The 21,478-nt window shown below is 37.7% G+C and carries 21 protein-coding genes and 1 pseudogene; 11 read left to right on the forward strand and 11 right to left on the reverse strand.

Translation table 11 applies throughout. The features are described 5' to 3' along the window. Positions 1-138: 138 nt before the first annotated feature. Positions 139-1,071 (forward strand): Fic family protein, encoded by a 933-nt coding sequence (locus RG963_RS02510; protein WP_310574703.1) that lies wholly within the window; start codon positions 139-141, stop codon positions 1,069-1,071. A 492-nt stretch (positions 1,072-1,563) separates the two neighbouring features. On the opposite strand, the gene RG963_RS02515 is transcribed toward RG963_RS02510, so the two are convergent. Beyond that, a complete protein-coding gene (locus tag RG963_RS02515) occupies positions 1,564-2,259 on the reverse strand; it encodes an undecaprenyl diphosphate synthase family protein (RefSeq protein ID WP_310574741.1) in 696 nt (231 codons plus the stop codon). Between the two features lie 400 nt (positions 2,260-2,659). Between RG963_RS02515 and RG963_RS02520 the strand changes: the two genes are divergently transcribed. From RG963_RS02520 to RG963_RS02530, 4 genes are all read left to right on the forward strand, one after another. Then, entirely contained in the window at positions 2,660-2,872 is a 213-nt protein-coding gene (locus tag RG963_RS02520; protein ID WP_310574704.1) for a nucleotidyltransferase family protein, read from the forward strand. Positions 2,873-2,954: 82 nt separating this feature from the next. Then, complete coding sequence (locus tag RG963_RS02525; RefSeq protein ID WP_310574705.1) at positions 2,955-3,542, forward strand: class I SAM-dependent methyltransferase; 588 nt, start codon at positions 2,955-2,957, stop codon at positions 3,540-3,542. Positions 3,543-3,715: 173 nt separating this feature from the next. Beyond that, positions 3,716-3,844 carry a hypothetical protein gene (locus RG963_RS16530; protein ID WP_396654686.1) on the forward strand — a complete coding sequence of 43 codons (129 nt, stop codon included), beginning with the start codon at positions 3,716-3,718 and terminating at the stop codon, positions 3,842-3,844. Positions 3,845-4,109: 265 nt separating this feature from the next. Next, positions 4,110-4,931 (forward strand): class I SAM-dependent methyltransferase, encoded by an 822-nt coding sequence (locus tag RG963_RS02530; protein WP_310574706.1) that lies wholly within the window; start codon positions 4,110-4,112, stop codon positions 4,929-4,931. Positions 4,932-5,554: 623 nt separating this feature from the next. Here the strand turns inward: RG963_RS02530 and RG963_RS02535 are convergent. Further along, positions 5,555-5,905 (reverse strand): P-II family nitrogen regulator, encoded by a 351-nt coding sequence (locus RG963_RS02535; protein ID WP_310574707.1) that lies wholly within the window; start codon positions 5,903-5,905, stop codon positions 5,555-5,557. Positions 5,906-6,221: 316 nt separating this feature from the next. On the opposite strand from RG963_RS02535, the gene RG963_RS02540 reads away from it, so the two are divergent. Beyond that, on the forward strand, positions 6,222-6,542 hold the full coding sequence (locus RG963_RS02540) for a hypothetical protein (protein WP_310574708.1): 321 nt from the start codon (positions 6,222-6,224) through the stop codon (positions 6,540-6,542). Positions 6,543-6,917: 375 nt separating this feature from the next. Here the strand turns inward: RG963_RS02540 and RG963_RS02545 are convergent, their stop codons facing one another. From RG963_RS02545 to RG963_RS02555, 3 genes are all read right to left on the reverse strand, one after another. Continuing rightward, the gene (locus tag RG963_RS02545; protein ID WP_310574709.1) at positions 6,918-7,247 is read right to left on the reverse strand and encodes a HesB/IscA family protein; all 330 of its coding nucleotides are present in this window, start codon (positions 7,245-7,247) and stop codon (positions 6,918-6,920) included. 627 nt (positions 7,248-7,874) lie between these two features. After that, positions 7,875-8,099 carry a type II toxin-antitoxin system HicA family toxin gene (locus RG963_RS02550; protein WP_310574710.1) on the reverse strand — a complete coding sequence of 75 codons (225 nt, stop codon included), beginning with the start codon at positions 8,097-8,099 and terminating at the stop codon, positions 7,875-7,877. Then, the gene (locus RG963_RS02555) at positions 8,100-8,318 is read right to left on the reverse strand and encodes a type II toxin-antitoxin system HicB family antitoxin (RefSeq protein ID WP_310574711.1); all 219 of its coding nucleotides are present in this window, start codon (positions 8,316-8,318) and stop codon (positions 8,100-8,102) included. A gap of 409 nt (positions 8,319-8,727) precedes the next feature. Between RG963_RS02555 and RG963_RS02560 the strand changes: the two genes are divergently transcribed. After that, positions 8,728-9,789: an NAD(P)-dependent alcohol dehydrogenase gene (locus tag RG963_RS02560; protein ID WP_310574712.1), complete on the forward strand. Its 1,062-nt coding sequence runs from the start codon at positions 8,728-8,730 to the stop codon at positions 9,787-9,789. A 741-nt stretch (positions 9,790-10,530) separates the two neighbouring features. Here RG963_RS02560 and RG963_RS02565 read toward each other — a convergent pair. The 5 genes from RG963_RS02565 to RG963_RS02585 all read right to left on the reverse strand — a co-directional run bounded on the left by RG963_RS02565 (position 10,531) and on the right by RG963_RS02585 (position 15,455). After that, a complete protein-coding gene (locus RG963_RS02565; protein WP_310574713.1) occupies positions 10,531-10,722 on the reverse strand; it encodes a PGF-pre-PGF domain-containing protein in 192 nt (63 codons plus the stop codon). Positions 10,723-11,186: 464 nt separating this feature from the next. Next, positions 11,187-11,333 (reverse strand): DUF1328 domain-containing protein, encoded by a 147-nt coding sequence (locus RG963_RS02570; RefSeq protein WP_310574714.1) that lies wholly within the window; start codon positions 11,331-11,333, stop codon positions 11,187-11,189. Positions 11,334-11,556: 223 nt separating this feature from the next. Beyond that, positions 11,557-12,741, reverse strand: coding sequence for a DUF1015 domain-containing protein (locus tag RG963_RS02575; protein ID WP_310574715.1), 1,185 nt, complete (start codon positions 12,739-12,741; stop codon positions 11,557-11,559). A 410-nt stretch (positions 12,742-13,151) separates the two neighbouring features. After that, positions 13,152-14,411: a COG1470 family protein gene (locus tag RG963_RS02580; RefSeq protein ID WP_310574716.1), complete on the reverse strand. Its 1,260-nt coding sequence runs from the start codon at positions 14,409-14,411 to the stop codon at positions 13,152-13,154. Positions 14,412-15,032: 621 nt separating this feature from the next. Beyond that, the gene (locus RG963_RS02585) at positions 15,033-15,455 is read right to left on the reverse strand and encodes an IS1/IS1595 family N-terminal zinc-binding domain-containing protein (protein ID WP_310574717.1); all 423 of its coding nucleotides are present in this window, start codon (positions 15,453-15,455) and stop codon (positions 15,033-15,035) included. 188 nt (positions 15,456-15,643) lie between these two features. Between RG963_RS02585 and RG963_RS16665 the strand changes: the two are divergent. Further along, positions 15,644-15,896: pseudogene (locus RG963_RS16665) on the forward strand (ISH3 family transposase); the annotation flags it as partial. Positions 15,897-16,427: 531 nt separating this feature from the next. Beyond that, positions 16,428-17,483, forward strand: coding sequence for a glycosyltransferase family 2 protein (locus RG963_RS02590; RefSeq protein ID WP_396654685.1), 1,056 nt, complete (start codon positions 16,428-16,430; stop codon positions 17,481-17,483). A gap of 418 nt (positions 17,484-17,901) precedes the next feature. Here RG963_RS02590 and RG963_RS02595 read toward each other — a convergent pair whose 3' ends face one another. Continuing rightward, positions 17,902-18,084, reverse strand: a complete 183-nt coding sequence (locus tag RG963_RS02595) for a hypothetical protein (RefSeq protein ID WP_310574719.1) — start codon at positions 18,082-18,084, stop codon at positions 17,902-17,904. A gap of 669 nt (positions 18,085-18,753) precedes the next feature. Between RG963_RS02595 and RG963_RS02600 the strand changes: the two genes are divergently transcribed. Next, the gene (locus RG963_RS02600) at positions 18,754-19,959 is read left to right on the forward strand and encodes an aspartate aminotransferase family protein (protein ID WP_310574720.1); all 1,206 of its coding nucleotides are present in this window, start codon (positions 18,754-18,756) and stop codon (positions 19,957-19,959) included. 704 nt (positions 19,960-20,663) lie between these two features. Next, a complete protein-coding gene (locus RG963_RS02605; protein WP_310574721.1) occupies positions 20,664-21,461 on the forward strand; it encodes a (Fe-S)-binding protein in 798 nt (265 codons plus the stop codon). The last annotated feature ends 17 nt before the right edge of the window (positions 21,462-21,478 follow it).

Genomic DNA, 21,478 nt, shown 5'->3' on the forward strand with positions numbered 1-21,478 from the left:
AGTTTCAAGCAGACCGCCGGCAGGAAAAATATATTTTAACTAAGCTGAATGTATAAAAGATAATTCCCAATATCGGATAGTGCAAAAATTTGCCGATACCGATATATATCAGGGGGCATATATCGGATATGTTAAATTATGGCCAATACCGATACTTCTCTGATTCAAGAAGAACTTCTTGCAAGAATAAATGAAAAAATGAAGCAGTTAAACTCCATGCGGCCTATTCCTGCAGATGCTTTAGCAAGGTTACATGAAGAAATGAGGCTGGTTCATACTTATCACTCCAATGCGATAGAAGGAAATACGTTAACACTTCAGGAGACAAAACTTGTTCTGGAAGAAGGGCTGACTATCGGCGGGAAATCGCTCAGAGAACATATTGAAGCGACCAACAACGCGAAAGCTTTTGACCGGATGGAAGAGCTGGCAAAGAAAAAATGTTCAATAGACCATGTTACAATTCAGGAGATCCATGAAATTGTAACCAGAGGCATACTTGAGGATGCCGGAAGGTACCGCACAAGAAATGTTAGAATAGCAGGTGCAGTAAAGACTCCACCTGATTGGTCGAAGATAGTAAAACTGATGGATGAACTTATCGAAAAAATAGCTGAGAGTAAAGCACATCCCATTGAAACAGCTTCCTTTCTGCATCACAGATTTGTTGAAATTCACCCTTTCAGCGATGGAAACGGACGGGTAGCCCGGCTCCTCACAAACCTGTATTTGATCTCAAGGGATTATCCTCCTGTCGTGCTCAAAAAAGAGGACAGAGGAAAATACTACAAATCCCTTAGAGCTGCAGATGCTGGAAACCTTAGACCATTTGCCAATTTCATTGCAAAAGCCGTAGATGAAAACCTGACCCTTTATCTCTCCATCTCAGGAGGAAATGACGAACTTCTGCCTCTAAAAGAACTTGTCATGGGAACTCCTTATTCTCAGGAATATCTCAGCCTGCGAGCCAGGCAGGGGCTCCTGGATGCGGTAAAAATAGGGAAAACGTGGCACAGTTCAAAACGTGCGGTTGAACAGTATCTATCAGAGCATGGGAAAAAGGATGTTTGATTTCTGTATTCTTTATACATCTATCAGGAAAAGATTTAGGCATAATGCAGGCAGAATAAATATATTTTAACTGAGTTGGGAAATGGGGAGATTTTCATTTTGAATTCGGCAGTCCAATTTATTATAGTTCCCTTGATCCATAATTCACTTGAAAAATGTAGCTTGAATCAAAAAACCTCCCCGGAGGAAAAGAATCGCTTAATCTAAAGAAGCCCTGCAAAGCGCCCCTTCTAAAGCTGCAAAAATCACGGGTTTTCAATTTCACTTTGGTTTCATAAATGTACTCGGGGTAGATTTAAGCAGACCGCCCGCAGGAAAAATATATTTCAATTGAATTGGAATAACTGAGAGGATTTCATTCCCTATGGGATCCAGTTTCAGATGGCTCCCATGAAAACAAGATTCGGTTAACAGATTTTCAACTTAATCTGAAAACAGCCCAAGAAAGAAAAAAATCAATTTTAATGAATTGGTAAAAGGCAAGAAAGTCAATTATCCACCCAGTGTGATATCTTGATCTTGATAAAACTCTAGTGCATTGAATAAATGTTCTGGCTTAAAATCTGGCCACATTTCATCAACCACATATATATCCGAATATACCGTTTGAACCGGAAGCATTCCACTGAGTCTATTTCTTCCTCCCCAACGGATAAGTAAATCTATTCTTGGAATCTCTGCTGATGCAATATTTTCTATCATTTTTTTACCATCTGAAGAGTTCTCAAATGCATATGTTAAATCCCAGTACCAACCATAATTTACCAAAAAATTTATCCTTACTTTACCTCTCCCAAATTTAGTCCTCTTTGTATATGCGAGTAACTCTTTTGGAAACATGTCCGAATTGGTATTCCCTACTACAAGAAGTTCAGCATCATGTTTGGAAAGTTCTGTAACTGACTTTATACAGGCATCTACAAACGCTTTTCTTTGAATTTGAGGCCTTTTTGTGTTATCTTGAGTGAATCCAAAAAAAGTAACTTCGCCTATTCCTATTTTTACGCATATATCATATAGCTCCAGGCCTGGAACTATTCCATGTTTATATCCTTCATGCTTTTCTAAGCCTCTGTCTAAAGCCCATCTCCTGTTTCCATCCGGTATTATAGCTATGTGTCCTGGTAGTCTTTTAAATTTAGGTATATCCAGAAAATAACCCCCTATTTCTTTGCTTACAAATGCTATAAATAATCTTCACTGAACTCGGCTAATGAATTTTATGCCTAGAATTTAGTTGGAAGTCTTAACTTTAATCAGAAAAATCTCCCCAAGAGAAAAAAAAATCGTTTAATCTAAAAAAGCCCTGCAAAGTGCTCCTTCTAAAGCTGCAAAAATCACGGGTTTTTCAATTTCATTTTTCTTAACTTTATCTAAACAAATGTATTCGGGGAAGATTTAAGCAGACCGCCGGCAGGAAAAATATATTTAAAATGAATTAACAACAGGACTGGAAATTTCGTCCTCCCTTTTTAGTAAATATAAATACTACAACCGCAGAATACTATAACATATCAAAAGGACCAGATAGAGCCTGAAAAAATACTGGAAAACCGAAAAGAAGCTGAAATCTATATCCGGAAACTCCATGAAATGTTCCCGGAGCTTAAAGAAAAAATATCACGTTGGTTATCTGGGAGTTTTTGGGTCTTACGTTCGGGGAGAACAGAAACCAGGAAGTGACCTGGATATACTCATTGAATTTTCCAGAACCCCTACAATTTTTAAATTTGTCAACCTTAAAAACTATCTTTCGGATGTTCCGGGCGTTAAGGTAGATCTGGTCATGAAGACGCGTTAAAGCCAAATATAGGCAAGCATATCTGAGTAAAGTTGAAGAAGCTGACTGAAGATTAATATTTTTAGCTTGGAGGAGGAGAAATTTGTTCTGGAATGATGTATACAAGGGCACACCGCCATGGGATCTCGATCGCCCCCAGCCCGCTTTTCAAGCTCTTATACAAAGTGGGGAGATCAAGCCCGGCCGAGCTCTGGACATAGGGTGTGGTAGGGGTGAGAATGCGATAATGCTGGCGATGAATGGCTGTGACGCCACGGGTATAGACCTTGCTGAAAATGCCATATCCGACGCAAAAACGAAAGCAATAGAGCGTCATGTTAAGCTAAATTTTGTCGTAGGAAATGTACTGCAGATGGACCGGCTTTTTACGGAAGGCGAATTCGATGTCGTTATTGATTCCGGCCTGTTTCACGTGATGATGGATGAAGAGAGACCGGTTTTTGCGCAGCAGGTACACAGGATACTCAAGAACGGAGGCAAATATTTCATGCTGTGTTTCTCTGATAAGGAACCGGGCGAATATGAACTGCCCAGAAGAGTCTCAAAGGCTGAAATAGAGAGTACTTTTTCGCCTCTTTTTAATATAATTTATATAAAAGACGTAGCTTTCGATTCGCTGCTCAATCCGAGTAGCAGAAAAGCCTACCTTTTATCGGCTACAAGAAGTTAATTAGAACAAAAAAGTATTTTCTAAAAATATCGGTAAATTGTGAAATTGATCGGCTCTTCAAATTCCTCTCCTAAATCTGCAAAAATCACGGTTTTTTAATTTCACTTTTCTTAACAAACATGTTCGGGAGAGATTTAAACAGACCGCCGGCAGGAAAAATATATTTAAAATGAATTGTCGACAAGTCCCAGGAAAGGGTCACAGGCACAGTTAAAGTCAGGATCTACAAAGGTGCCCTCACAATCCTAGCCCGCTTCTCCAGTTACTTTTTTCCCAGCAATCAAAAGGTAAACCTGCCTTAACATTCTATCGCTTGCAAAACAGAGTTTTCTTGGAAAAACCCTGATTTTTCTGAAAAAATAAGAAATGTATATATATTTTGCTTCAGTTAGTAAGACTCAAAAATATTAATTTCATACTACTGCTTGAAAAATCAGGTTCCTTGTTTTTTCCTGTAAAGTGGGGGATTAACCCCCTTATCTTTAAGAGTCAGAGGAACCTCAAGTTATACTGATCATGATTTATCTCCACCAAAATGTCTGTTAAGATTCCAGAAGGTGAGCGAAAATGAGTGAAATTGACTGGGATTCTCTCGAAGGTGCCGAAAGGTATGACCGGAACTGTGATCATCAGTTCCAGAAAGGACATGTACTGATAGAAATGATGGGAATAAAAAAAGGGGATTTCGTGCTTGATGTTGGCTGCGGAACCGGGCGGCAGGCCCTGAACGTCGCTGAAATTATTGGACCGGCTGGCCAGCTCACGGGGATCGATCCTTCTTCATATCGCATTGAGCTTGCACGAAAAAAGTTTGACGGAGATTTCTCCGGCAATGTCCATTTTCTGGTAGGACAGGCTGAAGATCTCAGAGACGTACCGGATAACTCGATAAACCATGCATATTTCTGCTCCTCATTCCACTGGGTTGATGATAAGAAAACCGCCCTTAATGAAATATATCGGGTGCTCCGGCCAGGGGGCATGGTTGGCATGACAACACTTGACAGAGACAGCCCCAACACGATGGGGGCACTTGTAGACCCCATTCTCGCAAAATATGACATCGAAAGGCGCCATGAATGGCACAGGGGTATGAAAAAAGTAACTTCACCGGAACTCCACGAGCTGCTTTCAGGAGCCGGCTTTACCAGCATCTCAATAAAGCCAAGGGCCGTCCCATGGAAGTATAATTCTCCAGAAGAGTTTTTGCAGCACCTAGAAGAGAAGGACAGCCCCGAGGGAGTGTTGAAGGGCATTCCTGACGAGATCAGAGAAAAGATGAGAAAGGAAATTACCGAAGAATTCAGGAAAGTCCAGACTCTGGAAGGCACTGGTTTTGGGAATATTACGCTGTTTGCAATTGCAACAAAAGCGAAAGAAGAGATGTGAAGGATATAAAATCAATAAACAGGGATATTTTTCAAGGTTTTTCAAGGTTTAGAGCTTATCCGAAAAGTAGTTACCTACTATAACTTTTACAATATTCAATATTCAAAACCGGAATGGATGCTCTTATATTATAGACCTTTTGTGACTTTTCAACATGCATTACCGACTTTTCGGATAGGCTCTTAATGAAGGCTTTCCTTGACCCTTAATTCACTTTAAAAACGTCGCTTTTATCAGAAATACCTCCCCCAGAGGAAGAGAATCGCTTAATCTAAAGAAGCCCTGCAAAGAGCTCCTTATAAATATGCAAAAATCACGGGTTTTTCAATTTCACTTTTCTTAACAAACGTATTCGGGGAAGATTTAAACAGACCGCCGGCAGGAAAAATATAAGCTTATCCCATAACTCAAAACTTCTTCTCCGAATCTCTAATTCGGAATAACCAATGAGTTTCTAATTATGGAAAATAATTCTGAAACTGTTATTGATTTTGAGGATAGGCTGGGTTTGGTATAAGCTCCGTAAATAGTCATGTTTGAAGTATTCTTTGTTTTAAAGATCTAAAATCCGTGAGTATAATAATGCCCACATGGTATCTGCTGTTATAATACCGATCTTTTTATCAAAGAGCGTCGTTTCCGACTTCTGTCGTGCGTATTCTTATTACATTCTCCAGTGGTAGCACGAATATCTTGCCGCTTCCGATATAGCCGTCTTTATCTTTTGATCCTTTTTCTATTGCTTCAATTGTCGTTTGCAGAACATCATCTTTCACCGCAATTTCAATTTTGATTTTATCAAGCAGGTTTACGTCGTATTTATCAGTTTTAATTCTATCAATATCCAGATGTCCTCCTTGGGCACCATATCCAGAAACAGATGACACTGTCAGTCCGTGTGCTCCAATTTTTTGAAGCTCTTTTTTGACACTTTCTAGCTTTTCCGGTCTTATCATTGCGATTACATATTTCATTTTTATCATCACTCAGCATCCGATTTCCTGTTTTATTCTATTTATAGTCTTCATATTAAAAATTAAACGATCTCTCAGAAAATTATTAATGATGTCAGTAATTTAAAGGTATTTGAGTACAAGCTTATCCAAAAACCAATCTTATTTTCAAACTATACATATAAAAAATTATTTATCAGTTCACACCTTTAAATCAAAGCTGCGCTGGCGCACCCCGCTGCAAGCAACGGGGTATGTTCGCGCCCCCGCTCCAAATTCCGTTAAAGAAGACAATAACCCTAAATAATTTAGTTTGAGCAGAAGTTAACAGCCAAAAATGGAATTGATAAATCATATTATCAACGGTTACCGGGGAAGTTTCCATCCCCGCAGCAAGCTAGCGGGGTATTCGACTGAAATTAACTCAATTTCTGAAACCAGATTTAAAGAGAATAATAGTTCTTCTGGTAATACTGAGCCCACTTATAAAATTTATCTTTGTAGATTTTTAGGTTTAAGTATCACAGGCAGATCAGATTATAAAAATTGTGACGAATTATTATTGCTTACAAATGTAGGAATGGATAATTACAGTTATTGTTATTATGCAACTGAAGAGGATATACTTCGCTCCGGAAAAATTAAAATATTAAAGTAACTCTGGAAAAGCTCAACAAATATATTAAGTGGATCTTAAGGTAGACCGCCAGCAGGAAAAATATATTTGGAGCTTATCCCAAAACCAATTTAGATCTTCAGATTAATAAAATTTCAGAACCATTTTTCATAATAGGAAACTTGATTGATAATTCGGAATTTGAAAATTAAGAGATTTGTTTTGAGTTTTGGGATCAGCTCTATGAATATAGCTAAAAATGTAAAGCGATTAGTTAACAACGGTTATCGGCGTAGTCGTCCATCCCGCAGCAAGCTGCGGGGTATTCGACTGAGATAACCACTGTGATTCCTCCAGACAGGCATTATACGAGTCAGAAGAACACAGTCATTGCGTTCATTAAACTTGCTCAAAATGTTACTCTGCATCGCATATGTTACATTCTTCGCAATTGTCACAGGTGCCAGAGTCAGCATTTTGTATTATGAAATTTTTACCTGTTCTGTCAACCACGAAATCAATACTACCATCAGAAAAGCCGGCCGCCACGTCTGGTGACATGACGATTTTAATACCATTACTGTCCGTGATTACATCATATTCATTTATATTATCAGCAACTGCTAATCCATATTTAACATCTGCACTTGATCCAGTTATATAGATCCGTATCGCTGGTTGCGCGATCCCTTCTATGTCTAATAAATATTTAAGCTCTGCAGCAGCTCTGTTTGTTATTTCTATCATTTGTATACCCCCAATTTCCATATCTAAATTGCCAATCTCTTATCATACATAAATTGGTAATTTTTTATATATAAAATTATTGAAGCTATTATATAAATATCCGGTTTTGTAATTGAGTTTATCCAAAACCAATTTTGTTACTACACCTGTATGAGTCTTCAGACTCACTTCATAATCTGAAGCTCGATTTATTGTCCATAATTTGATATTTAATAAACAATTTTGATTTTGGGATCAGCTCGTAAATTGAGTTAGTGATGAGAAAAGATTTTCATATCGTATTCGGCGGTCCAATTTCTTAAAATTCATTAGATTCAGAATCAGTTAACAGTTTCACCATAATCTGAAAACAGCACTCCAAAAGAAAAGAATCGCTTAGATAAAAAGAAGCTCCGCAAAATGCTCCTTCTAAAGCTGCAAAAATCACAGGTTTCTGGTTCTTATTTCTTAACCTTTTCTTTAACAAATCTATTCGGGGAAGATTTAGCAGACCACTGACAGAAAAAATATATTTTAACTTAATTGAAAAAGGGGAAATACTGTCGGTTTGTATTTGAGATCCCGCTTTCGGATATATTCTAAAATCAGGATACACACGAAAAACAAGTGGTTGAACCCAGAGAAGTCTTACTTCAAAAGAGCTTCGGATTCTTCCACAGTCAGTCCTGAAGCTTTTATCAAATTCCTTAAAAGGCCCGGCTTCAGTTCTTTGTGCTTCGGGACAGTCAGCGTAACTTTTGAACCTTCTTTTCTCAGAACAACGTGACTTCCTACCTGCCGGTGAGGGAGCCAGCCAACTTTGGAAAAGGCTTTAATTGCCTGCATCCCGGAAATTACAGGAAGTCCAGACATTCAAGCAACCACATCAACTACTCTGCAGGAGGATTTCCCAATGCATTCCTGCAGTTCGTCTTCTGCCAGAGATTCCAGGGAGGCTTGAATCGCTTCTTTAATATTTTCAATAGCTTCTTCTACTGTATCTCCCTGAGAAAAACAGCCTGGCAAACCTGGGCAGCTGGCAACAAATCCCCCAATTTCTTCATCTTCCTCAAGGATAATTTTGAACCGCATAAGACCGATTATAAGGCTTTTTGCTTAAATTTGTATGGGTGAAAGGATTTAACATTTGGATAGATTACATGAAAACAGAATTCAGTTGACAGTTTTCACTTAAATCTGAAAGCCGCCCCCAAAAGAAAAGAATCACTTTAATCTATACAGCTCTGCAAAGTGCCCCTTCTAAATCTGCAAAAATCACGGGTTTTTGGTTCTTATTTCTTAACCCTTTTCTTAACAAACGTATTCGGGGAAGATTCAAGCAGACAGCCGGCAGAAAAAATATATTTTAACTGAATTGAATTGAAACTAAAATTCAAGTTTCCATCCTTAGTAATTATAAATACCACAACAGCAGATTAATATGCGGGTTACTATATAAAACGTTGAAAAATAATTATTTTGAAAAGGTTGGTGTAATAATATGAAAGGATTTGCAATGCTTAAAATTGGAAAAGTAGGCTGGATTGATACTGAAAGACCTTCAGCAGGTCCATATGATGCAATCGTGAGGCCTCTTGCGGTCGCGCCGTGTACATCAGATATTCATACTGTCTGGGAAGGTGCGCTTGGAGACCGCAAAAACATGATTTTAGGACACGAAGCTGTAGGTGTTATAGAAGAAATCGGATCAGAGGTCAAAGACTTCAAACCAGGCGATAAAGTAATTGTTCCTGCAATTACACCTGACTGGCGATCCATGGAGGCACAGGATGGAATGCCTATGCACTCAAATGGAATGCTTTCTGGATGGAAGTTTTCAAACTTCAAAAGTGGAGTCTTTGCAGAATGTTTCCATGTAAATGATGCAGATATGAATTTAGCTTTACTTCCAAAAGGAATGCCCCTTGAACAAGCTGTCATGCTATCAGATATGGCAACTACTGGAATACAGGGTGCAGAAATGGCAAATATTAAAACGGGCTCTACAGTTGCAGTCATAGGAATTGGTCCTGTTGGTCTGATGGCAGTGGCAGGTGCGTCTATTCTTGGTGCAGGTAGGCTCATTGCAGTAGGAAGTCGAAAAGTCACTGTTGATCTTGCTCTGGAATATGGAGCATCTGAAACTATTGATTATAGAAAGGGTGGAGTTGTTGAACAGATTCTTGAAAAGACAAATGGAAAAGGTGTGGATTCTGTAATCATAGCAGGAGGAAATGAAAACACAATTTCAGATGCAGTCAAAATTGTAAAACCTGGGGGCACGGTATCAAACGTCAACTACTTCGGAACCGGAGATATACTTCCTATTCCACGTATTGAATGGGGGTCGGGTATGTCTCATAAAGATATACGTGGTGGCCTGACAACCGGAGGTCGTCTGAGAATGGAAAGAATGGCAGACCTATGTACCTATGGAAGAATAAAACCAGAAAAAATGGTCACCCACGTATTCGAAGGATTCGACAAAATGGAAGAGGCTCTCATGCTCATGAAAGAAAAACCAAGAGATCTGATCAAACCTGTTGTTCTTCTGGATGAATAAGCAAGTTAACTACCCCTCTCTAAACTCTTCACAAAGCTCAGAGTTTTGAGGAAGAGGTATTCTCGCCTTATGGGATAAAGGATTGATCGGAAGGATTGGTCAGATAGATAGGATAGAGTCGTAAAAGTAGCTAATAGTTAGCCATCGTAAAATTTTCAGCGCCAAATTTGGAACTTCATTAATATACTCCAATTTTGGGAGGATTTTTCTAAAATGACTCATTCCTTTCATCCTTTTCTTTCAACTTTTCATTCTTCATACCTATTTTTAGGAGTTTATCGATAGCCTCAGCTACTCAATGTACATAATTTTTATATTGACCACAATTGCATTTATTATTGCTTATATGTTCATTTTAGGAAGTCCCCAATATTTTGCTCTTTGCAATTATCAACGGAGGTTAAGAATTCCTCATTTTCGGCGGTTTAAAATTCTCCAATCCTCAATCCTTGAGAAAAGTTCGAGGATTGTGAATCATGCTGAAAACAGAGGTTTCTGATAACTATTATTAGTCCATCATTCGCCTAAAAAACTTCGTTTGAATCCGAAAATCCCTTCCAGGAGAGAAAGAACCGCTTAATCTAAAGAAGCCCTGCAAAGTGTCCCTAAATCTGAAAAAATGACAGATTTTTCAATTTCACTTTTCTTAACAAACATTTTTGGGGAAGATTTCAGCAAACCGTCGGCATGAAAAAATTTTTCGAACTAACCAAAAGCCGGTTTGCCTTGAACCTTACAGTATTATAGATTTTCTTCACAATAGGAAGTAGAGAGATTCTCAGAGGTTGCATACCCACCGTTTCCGACCCAGATATTTAACGACCTGCAGACCTCGTCTGAGGGCAGCTCAGAGACAATTAATGATTTTTCTTTTAATATCTCGACTCTGGCTGTTATCTTACCAACTGTCTTCAACTGTCTTTTTTGCGCCAAAATTCACATAACCAATATAGGTTGCATTTATAGATTCACGTATATCTGCCTTTTGTTCCTGTAATCTCAAGCCCACTAATTTCCACGTCATCTGCTTGAAGGGAAAGCACATGCTTAAGCTTGGATTGAGTACAAAATACGAAAAATACGAGTAACTGAAGTTATGGTCGATACACCGAACAGTTGCATGTTATAAATCTAGTTTTAGTCCTAATTGTGTTAAAAAGTGTACTTAATTCGTGCGTTGACTAACAGTTTATTGAAAATACGGAATAAGTTCTAAATTTTGTAGAATTTTCTAAATAATTGATAAATGAAGGAAAAAATTAAATTTCAATGCGCCTGACAAGCTACTCATCAGGCAAGACTATACGAAAAAAATAAACTGACTATGATATTATTTGTCTATCACCCCTAGCTGCACCATATATCTTGAACCAACACTCACTTTGTAAAAGCTGCCGTCATAAGAAGAACGCGAGAATTGCAAGTATAATAAAAATTATAACGAGCCACTTTGCAATCTCCATAGAGAAACCGGCAATCCCCCGTGCGCCCAGTACATATGCAATCAGTGCTAGTATTAGAAAAACTACAGCGAGCCCTATCAAATCCGCTATGTTTCACTCCTCCAGTGATTATTTAACCAATAAATCAATTATTAAATTAAAGGTATTTATAATTTGACTGTCAAAGTAAGTTGCTTTCTCATAATATACATCCGTTTTTAATTGAAATCATCCTTTTCTACTCTATGCACCATTCGAGAAACTATAGATTGTATTTATCATTTGTATAAAAGAAAATTTGAAAGAAATGATAATAAGGAAAAAGTTATGGAATAATCTTTCTAACTTCGATATAATATCTCTTTTCATTTTCTTTCCCAAGAGAAAACGATTTTCTCGGAAGAATACCCTTCTTTTTTATGAGAGAAAAAAATTCGCTCTTTTTTAAGGACGGGAGAAAAAAACCAGTATTACCCTGCTTTTTTCCGAGCTTCTCTACGATTTCAGGGTCATGTTCATATTCAACTGAATAATCATCAATAATCTCATCAAGGATTTCGACCTCAAGGTCGTGCGCTGGATTATCAAAAACAAGTACACCGCACCTGTCTTTTGTAATAAACCCGATTGAATGCCCTTTAGCTGAAAGATCAGCAGTTAAATGAAAGGTCGGGACTTCTTCAATCCTTGCATTGAACCTTTTGAGCAACTCCTCAGGTTCAACTCCGCTTACAACCCTGTGAATTGGCTCAAAGGAAAGCCCAGGGTCATGAATATTTACAAGTTCAACCATTGCATATCTTGCAGGATGATTGTCCGGTAGGGTTTCTTTAATTTTCTCCCAGAAACTCTTTGCCGTAGCAAGGCTGTGATTTCCATCGCCAACAAGAAGGGTTCCCAGACTTAGAATCTTTTCCGAGATTTCCTTAATTGTTTTTTCATCACTGATCTTATAACCAGTAATATGGCCACCCTTTTCCATCAAATCAAAATCATATACCTTATTGCCTTGATAAACCGGATCATCCATAATTCTGGGAAGAACAGAAAAGTCGGGATCATCATACAATACTAAAATATGGGAAAGCTCCAATTCCGCATTTTCTCTGATCCTGACTCTTGCTGGAAGCCTTTCTTTAATAGTTCCTTCCGTTGGTTTAATAAAGGAATCTGATCCGTTGAATTCATATTTCTCCAGGTCGATTGCAGCCACAAACCCTGTTCTTTCCTTACCTTCGACAGAACGCTTTACAAGAATAAAGCAGGGGCCATAATCAACAAGAATTTTTTTGTAATTGCTTATAGCTTTATGAATTTTATTTACCCTTTGTTCATCTAAAGGTAGATATATTTCTGGATAAATAAGATTAAAAGTCGAAGGAGTATTTCCAATAAATTCTTCAACTCTTTTCCAGTACTCCATATCCTGAGTGTGCTGGTCACAGGCAATAACTGCCCATTTTTCCCAATTATCCTTTGGGAGGAGAATAGAAGGAGCATGTAAAATCATAGTTAGTTAAAAAAAGAAAGAGGATATAAAGATTTCTGTAGCCAGATATCAAAATTCCTTAATCAATTCCAGCGCAATTTTGATTTTTTATGAAGAGAGTTTTGATGCGATACAAAGAGTCAAATATTTTTTTGATTTCAAGCATCGGGTAAAAAAAGTGCATCGTCTTCCGTTATTCAGCATTTTTCCGTGCTGTCGGTGGTTTACCTGCTGGTCAATGCACCCCGCAGCAAGCTGCGAGGTATTCGACTGAAGTAAAAAAGGATAATTGAAAAATGAAAAAGTAAGTAAAAAATAAAATACAAAAAAATGGAAAAACTAAAGAATATAGATAACAGGATCCAGGAATAACTGAAGCCAATCCTGTTAACTTCTCATAATTTTTCCGCTTTAATATGCATTCATGCTTTTTATTTTGAATCTCCGAGAACTATTGAATATCCAAAAGTTTCCGTATTTTTCGGGAAAATTGAAAGTTCCCAATCTCCAATCGCACCGGGTATTGTATAGGTTTCGACATAGTGCTTATTGTAACTCTGATAGGTCGTGTTATCATCCATTGCCCAAATGGGGATACTGTATCCATTGTCTACATTTCCGCTTTGAGTTGTTTTTACAAGGGTCATATTAACAGGGCTGGAATTGTATTTCAGGTTCAATTCAAAAGATGGTTCTTCCTTTTTCGGTGAGATACGCGGTAACATATCCAGGCCATAAGTATCAGTCGAAACTTCAATCGTTATCGGATCGGTGGTCACGGTGTTAAAGGTTTTTACATACGGAACTGCAGGCTGCCGCTTAACCTTAAAGCTTAGACCTATTTGCGGGACGGATCCGTCATTTACTTTCCCGTCAGGGTTCATTTCGATGTACCCACTGTAAGTTCCTGTCGCATTTTCCGGAACAGGAACACAGATGCTCATGTTGACGATTTCGCCTGCTTTTATGATTGAAGGTGCAGAGATTTCTATTACATCATTAAAAGCTGATCTATAAAAAGAATCAATATATATGTTGTAGTTGGTTATTTTCGGATCAATAGTAACATCCTTATCTGCCACGTTTTTGATTTTTATCGCATACTCATATTCCTTTCCAGCCTCAATGGTATCAGAAATGTAATCTGTCTGAAGCTCAAGCTTCGGAATAATAGGAACTCCTATAGACAGGTACATTACATTGACATATTGGGCGGTATACGGATCAATATCATCTGTAAAGGAAATATAGGCTTCATATCTTCCGCCATCCTCATCTTCCGGGACGTTTATTCCGACAGCAAAATTCTGTTCTTCACCCGGATTTGCAGTCATATTTGTTGGGGATATGGTGATCCAGCTTTCGTTAAGGTTGCTATTAGTGTAAGGCACAGGCACAATTTTCGGTTTTATATCGAGAGTTTCATTACCATTGTTTTTGAAACTTACATTGAAGTTACTGCTTTTTCCCTGCTGTATGTAATTATCATAAGAAGAAGGATTTATCTCATGTACTATGGGACCCTCATTAATTACTTCTGATTCAGGAGTAACATTTTCGTAAGTCCCGTTTTCGTAAGTTACATTTCCGTTAAGCTCTTCCGGTTGAGCAAATGTGGCTGGCATTAATACCAGGCAAAGCAATACACATAAAAACTGGAATATTGTCTTCAATGATGTACTTTTACTCATATTTCTGGCTCCTTTCATTTAGTCCAAAATTAGAACTTTTTAACTGAAGCATTCAAGGTTTCCAGGCTCATGCAACATCAACAGCGTAAGATTATTTTATGTCCGAATCATATTTTTAACTGACTGCCACGAGGTAGATTTCTTTATAAAGTATGTCGGTTCTGTTAAATGTCCTCCAATAGGATACTTATTGATCTTCCAAATATTTGTAGATATCTCAAATCCACTCTAAAAAAATTGATTCTCAAACTAAAATTAGCCTATTTAAATTTCATTTAATAATCTAAAAAAGTAATGTAATTCAAGTGTTCTTTGTAGATCAAACTATAAAACTACCAACAGAAAGCTGGACACCCACCAGTTTAGATGGCTTTTGCTACTCGGCAATCAATTCACTATATAGAACAAATTTGTGGATTTACAGTCAGAAAAACAACCTATTGAACTATCCTGCCGAGTTATTCAGGTACCTTTAATGGGTACCGGAGTATGAAATAGATATCCCTATATACAATACCTGCTTGCTGCCAATGTATTGGAATGTCTTTTGTGAAAAAATATAATTCCGATTAATATACCGGCTTGCTCAAGTTTAGAGACATAATTTTATACCTGTTTTTTTCAGGGCAACCTTTTAAAAATATTTCTCTTTTTTTCCAAAGTTGCCCATAACTTCTCGCATTCATCATCTGTCAGCCCTATATGTTTGACCAGATACTCTTCCGTTTTTTGGTTTTTTACCGTGTCTTTTATCAGATGGCTTATTGTATCCCTGTGGTGCTCTGTTATCCGTTCGATACTGCGTATCCCATTTTTTTCAAGAAAAAGTCGATATATTAACTTTATTTCATCGCCGGACAGATGTTTGCGATAAACAGCGGTACCTACCGTGTCCATGAAAAATTTCCCGCAATGTTTACAATAATACCTCTGGTGTCCGGTCTTATATTTTCCGCGTTTTATGATAGCTTTTCCTTCCACCTTGAGATAATATTCACATTTAGGGTTTGGGCACACAACTTCAGATATTTTATCAACTGACATAATTTAATCAATAAGTTGTAACTTTACTAATATATTTATTTTTCTCAAGCAGGTTTCAAACACTTCGTTCCAGATATTTTTCATTAAGAACAAAGACAAATGTTATTCAAACACATTATTATCTTAACAAATCTAATTATATAAATATTATTTGCATTATATTTATTATTTATGAAAATTGGAAGAATATTGATACCGTATTACAACCTCTCGCAGACCATTGACCATCAAGATCAATGGTTCTCTAACACGTGAAGACGTTTTTCGTACCGGTGTGAGTATGGCAGTCAACAGGAATTCTATTCACTCTGTCACCACATAGTATCAGGATATTGCTTGCGAAACATCTCTCTGATACCACATCTTAAGAAACTAAACATGGACGAACTGATCAAATCGAATGAAAAGATTCTGCTTCACGAACTTTGCGCGAATACAAAATGTTATTGACAGAAATGTTTGAATTTTTGCAAAATAACAAAGTTTTGCACATCGTTTCAGTTCTTTTTCCTGCTAAAAAACATCTGGCTATACCTTCAGAAGAAACATTTTACAATCGTCAAAAGAGGTTCTCATCTTATTATATTTTGCAATAAATAAAATAAGGAACAAAGTTTTTTAGGGATTATTACTGATAAAATATATATACAATAAATTAGTTACGTCAGGACATAATTATCCCCCATCTTAGTAAAAATCCCCCGTCTTAGCAAAACTAAGCTGATCACATATAGGCAATTAACACTTGGTAGACAATTAATAATTAGTCTAATTTTGCCTTTTCTGGAAAAATGGAAAAAATTCAGCTCTAATTTTGATAAAACTCTGAATTCAATGGGTAGTCTATATAGCCCATATGTAAGATCGTCAAATAAGAGGATATTCGAAATTCTTTGAGATTTGCTGACAATGAATTAAAAGGAGGAATACGCAGTGACGGTTCTGCCCCCACAAAACAATGTCATCGCGTTTGTGCCAGCACATAATGAGGCGAGCGTAATCTGCTCAACCATCGAGTCCATTCTTACTCAAACATTCAAGGTCGATATTGTTGTCATTAATGATAACAGCACAGATGATACTGCGAGTATAGTGAAAAGTATAGCTGTCATTAATAACCGCGTAAGCTCGATAGAAACTGTAGATAATAAATTTAAAAAGTCAGGGGCATTAAATACTGCCTATCAAAGTGTCGATCTGGATCCGTATGATTACGTATTATCAGTTGATGGTGATACAATCATAGCCCCGGATCTTGTTGAGCAAGCATTAATAGAATTTCAGCTGGATCCCCTACTTGGTGCAGTGTGTTCTCGTGCGGGTGTAGTCAAACAGACAACTAAAACCTTTTTTGAAAAGCTAATATATCACTGGCAGTATGTCGAATACGCCGAGTTCGACAGAAGCCGAATAGGACAGGGTACATGCATTAAAGTTGCACATGGAATGTGCACAATGTATAAAGTAGAAGCAATAAAAGCAGTCATGGAGAGACGTAAAGATATTGGAAAACTTGATTGCACTGTGTACGATGTGCATAACATCACAGAAGACTACGAGTTGACGATAACTCTGAAAGAACTCGGTTACCATATCACTGCAGGTTTTGGGATGTATGCCTGGACAGATGTTCCATTAAAGCTAAAAGATTTGTGGAAACAGCGAGTTCGATGGCTTCGTGGTGGGATTGACACATTGTGGGAGCATGGCTGGAATAAAAGCACCAGAAAAGACATCCTTAACGCTGGACTTTTCTGGGTGATGCTGTTATTTCAGGGTATTTTGCTAGGTTATACTTTAATAGATATATTTAAAGGCGTCTTTCATTTCAATGCTATGGTCATGCTGGTAATGGGCATAATGTATGTGGACTGTGTTTATACACTGCGATACGTGCAGGATCCCAAAAAGTGGGACTATATTATCAGAGTGACATTTATTCCACAGCTGTTTTATGCATGGTTTACTATTGCTCAGCTAGTCTATGCATATTATCTCTTCCTCTTTAAACCGAATCAGGAGTGGTAATATGTTGTTGCTGCAGTATTTGCAGACGATTGTCACAACAATGATTTCGGGCAGTATAATCGTGAAACTATCACAGGACATATACAAAACAAGAGAAAAACAGAAAACTAGAGATGGATTATTAAAATTAAACTGGACAATCTTTAAGATCAGAAATACAACAAAAGAAAAAAACAATCAACAGTACCAACCCCACTTCCTAAAACAATATTTCTCCAAGAGTGAATTGAATAAGGACGATTAATACGGCATTAATAACAGCTTTACTTACGTTTGACTTTTTGGCGTTGCCTCTGCTGTACAATCATATTTACATTGATCTGCGGCATAATTTGTGACTTAATATCAGCTAAATGGCGATACACAATATTTTGATGTTTAACTATCTATACAAGTTACAAAAAGAGTTTAGTGGCATTTAAGCCACTTTTGTAATTGAAGCGTTAGTAATTGAAAAATCACTGATTGTTAACTCAATGTTTTTCTCATTGGATGGAGGAACCATCAACCATAAATTCATTATGACGCTTTCGGGCTGTTGCGGAATCCCAAAAACATTTGTATAATTATAGTCTGCTATGACTTTTCCATTTTTCTGCATGGAATTGAACCTTACATACGTGGGTTTCCATTCAATTCTGTAAATTGTGTTTGTGCCTTTAATGCTCGATGGAATCAGATATCCTCTACTATTTCCTTCACTGTAGACCTACAAATGGAAATCGAGATAGATGGCAGTGCTCGTTTTTCTGAATTGATCCATGACTCCTGTACACCAGATTTCTTAACCGAATACAAATGAGATCATGTATAATTCGTAAAACTGGCGCATGCGTAATTCGCTCTCATGAGTGCTTCTTCAGCCTTAGTACGCTCAGTAAAACATCTCTTATAATAGCTATAGACACAAGCTTTCCAGTGATGTAAAAAACCAGAAAAAAGCTACTGAAATATTTATCAGTAGCATTGTCTTTTATAACTAAGTGTAAAGGCTCTGTGTGAGTTGTAGGTACACCCGGAGAGCTTTGATCTTGTGCTGTAACTTTGCTATATTATTGGAGTAAAGTTTAGTCTGGAATCAAAGTTCTATAAAGTCTTCAGGAACTCAACACTATTATAAAGATAGATTCGACTTTTCAGAGATCAATAGATTGATAAGTGGGATAACTGCAATTAAATTCAGCGATACCGAACAATGAGTCCGAGACAAGCAGAACTTAGGTACTACCCTCAAATTTCTTTCGGTTAGCTATAGAGGAAATGATTCATAATGTCAAGCAAGACAACATTCGAAATAGAAGATAAGTATCTTCCGCCTTTCTTCGTGAAGCAGAAAATCTCCATTGAAAAAGGAGAGGGAATTTATGTATGGGATGAAAAAGGGAAGATGTATATTGATTTCACATCAGGTTGGGGTGTAACATGTATTGGTCACGCTAACCCGGCCATTGTTGATGCTCTGATTTATCAGGGAAGAAGGATAATTCAAAACCCCAATTCAGGACTTACATATTCTCCGGCACGTGCACGTCTACTGTCCTTACTGGCAGGAATCCTGCCTCCCAATCTTACAAGAGTATTCTTCACAAATAGCGGAGCTGAAGCAAACGATGCTGCCATTAAACTTGCTCGAAAGGTAACAGGCAGACCCGATATAATTTCTACAGATCAAAGCTTTCATGGGCGTACGATAAGTACAACATCGGCCACAGGTCAGGCCAAGCATAGGGATAGGTATAGTCCTCTGATGCCCAATTATCGGTTCGTTCCCTATGATGACCTAGAGGCTATGAAACGTTCTCTGGATGAGAATGTTGCAGCGGTAATTATTGAACCTATTCAGGGAGAAGGTGGAGTTCGTATACCATCTGAAGGATACCTGAAAGAGGTAGATAACCTGTGTAAGAAGAATGGCAGCCTGCTGATCGTAGATGAGATCCAAACTGGCTTTTTTAGAACAGGGTCAGCTTTTGTTACAAATTCCTGTGGTGTGAGAGCAGACTTTATGACTATGGCAAAAGGAATTGCAGGTGGTTTTCCATTCGGTGCTTTTGCCTTATCTGAGGCCGTCGCAAAGAAGCTCGAAATAGGTGATCATGGAGGTACATACTGTGGCAACCCTCTTGGTTGTGCCGTTTCCTACGCCGTGATAAAATACCTGATAGATAACAACATTTCCAGAAATGTAGAAGAAATGGGTTGTCTTGCCCTGAAAAGGATGAGCTTGTGGCCGAAAATTTATGGAAATGCGATTGCCGACATACGGGGAAAAGGACTTCTTATTATGGTCGAATTCCAGAGAGAAGACATTGCTACAAATGTCAAAAATGAGTGTTTGGCAAGAGGCTTATTTGTCACTCAAACTCAGGGTAATGGAATTAGGATATTTCCCGCGCTAAACATTAAGACGGATGAGTTAGAGAAAGGCCTTTTAATTATCGAGGACGTGATTAAGGCAATTAACCTTACCCTTTAAATGCTCCATTATAGCTGTCTAAGCTCGTTTCTTATGAAAAACTATCAAAGAAAGTATGCTAACTGGATGGATTCGGGATGTATTAAAAATATACATTAAAACTTTACAACTGGCTTAGACAGCTTAATTTGTATTTTTTTGTTTCTGCTTTAATTATATATTTCTTTTATACTGGTGAGATTAAAATTCTCCATATATAAGTGACAAAAAAGTATTTTCGCTTGCGCTAAAACTTTATCATAAAACTAAAAATCCGAGTCCAAAAGTCGATTCAAAAAGCCGCTCCGAAATTATAATAGAGGGATTTTTCGTTTGTATCAGCGACAAAGACAAGTATTCGAAATTTATGCGGTTGAACTGAAAAATCACTATGCTTTAAAACCTTTAACTCTCCAAAACACACATTTAACCTCAATTTTTATTGTGCTTGATTTTATACCTCATGTATGGTAATTTCTAATTATTTATTAGGCCTGCAGAATCTCTTCATCAGCTCAAGACAAGGCTCAAGCCTCCATATTTTTAATACTATAATAAGATCTAAGCGCTACATTTCATATCAATCTTTTTTGATACCTGGCCTGTGGGTTTTTAAAAAGTAAATTCATATAAATTAAGAGAATTGAATTTCATATTTAAAGAAGAAGTTTCCGATATTATGTCAGAAAATGAGTTAAATTTTGTAATTCTCGTAGGTGTTAAAAATGCCTGGAAATCCTAATGAAATAAAGCTGGTAAACAATGCTATGTCCAATGCTACCCGACGAAATATAATGAACTTCTTATCGTCAGGAGACAAAAGTACCGAGGAAATTGGAGGAAAAGTAGGGAAGACCATGCTTGATTTCCATCTCAAGCTTCTGCAACAGGCAAGCCTGATTGAGATAGAAGAAGGGGCTGTGAAGCTAAGCGAATATGGTAAGAATTTCCTTAAAGACAAAGAAGAGAAAGGTACGGATAAAACTGCAGACCTCTCTAAGGTAAAGCCTGTAGAGGTTACCGAAGTCCGACAGCTTTTGCCCTGTATAGCAGATTCTTCGAAATTCAGGGTAATTGCAAATATGGCTCCCCCGCTTGGCGGAGCCCTCAAGGTTCTTGAGCCCCTCTTTCCCAGAGGCAGATACTCGGACAAGATAAACGCTCTGATAATACAAAAAGGAGAAGTTATCACAACGGTTTATGGTGCTGGAAAAGTTACCATGACAATGATTAAAAACGAGGGCGAGGCCAGAGAAGCGCTTGATAACCTTAGAAGTACCATCAATGAGGCTATTGCAAAGGGAGTCGCCCCGGCTCCTAGGGAAAAGGTTAGGGTCGAACCCATGGAGCTTTACAAATACCTGCCCCAGACCAACTGCGGTAAATGTGGCGACCAGAGCTGCTATACTTTTGCCATAAAGCTCATGAGTGGAGAAGCTTCCCTTGATAAGTGTACACCTCTTACAGAACCGAAATATGCACTCAATCAGGAACATCTCCAGGTTTTAACTGCTTATATTTGAGCTACCGTTAATTAAAA

This window comes from Methanosarcina baikalica, from assembly GCF_031461075.1.
Lineage (GTDB): Archaea > Halobacteriota > Methanosarcinia > Methanosarcinales > Methanosarcinaceae > Methanosarcina > Methanosarcina baikalica.

Coding starts and splice junctions, on each gene's coding strand:
- RG963_RS02510 (WP_310574703.1), top strand. CDS start 139: ATGGCCAATACCGATACTTCTCTGATTCAAGAAGAACTTCTTGCAAGA.
- RG963_RS02520 (WP_310574704.1), top strand. CDS start 2,660: ATGAAATGTTCCCGGAGCTTAAAGAAAAAATATCACGTTGGTTATCTG.
- RG963_RS02530 (WP_310574706.1), top strand. CDS start 4,110: ATGAGTGAAATTGACTGGGATTCTCTCGAAGGTGCCGAAAGGTATGAC.
- RG963_RS02535 (WP_310574707.1), bottom strand. CDS start 5,905: ATGAAATATGTAATCGCAATGATAAGACCGGAAAAGCTAGAAAGTGTC.
- RG963_RS02540 (WP_310574708.1), top strand. CDS start 6,222: ATGGAATTGATAAATCATATTATCAACGGTTACCGGGGAAGTTTCCAT.
- RG963_RS02545 (WP_310574709.1), bottom strand. CDS start 7,247: ATGATAGAAATAACAAACAGAGCTGCTGCAGAGCTTAAATATTTATTA.
- RG963_RS02550 (WP_310574710.1), bottom strand. CDS start 8,099: ATGTCTGGACTTCCTGTAATTTCCGGGATGCAGGCAATTAAAGCCTTT.
- RG963_RS02555 (WP_310574711.1), bottom strand. CDS start 8,318: ATGCGGTTCAAAATTATCCTTGAGGAAGATGAAGAAATTGGGGGATTT.
- RG963_RS02560 (WP_310574712.1), top strand. CDS start 8,728: ATGAAAGGATTTGCAATGCTTAAAATTGGAAAAGTAGGCTGGATTGAT.
- RG963_RS02575 (WP_310574715.1), bottom strand. CDS start 12,741: ATGATTTTACATGCTCCTTCTATTCTCCTCCCAAAGGATAATTGGGAA.
- RG963_RS02580 (WP_310574716.1), bottom strand. CDS start 14,411: ATGAGTAAAAGTACATCATTGAAGACAATATTCCAGTTTTTATGTGTA.
- RG963_RS02585 (WP_310574717.1), bottom strand. CDS start 15,455: ATGTCAGTTGATAAAATATCTGAAGTTGTGTGCCCAAACCCTAAATGT.
- RG963_RS02595 (WP_310574719.1), bottom strand. CDS start 18,084: ATGCAGAAAAATGGAAAAGTCATAGCAGACTATAATTATACAAATGTT.
- RG963_RS02600 (WP_310574720.1), top strand. CDS start 18,754: ATGTCAAGCAAGACAACATTCGAAATAGAAGATAAGTATCTTCCGCCT.
- RG963_RS02605 (WP_310574721.1), top strand. CDS start 20,664: ATGCCTGGAAATCCTAATGAAATAAAGCTGGTAAACAATGCTATGTCC.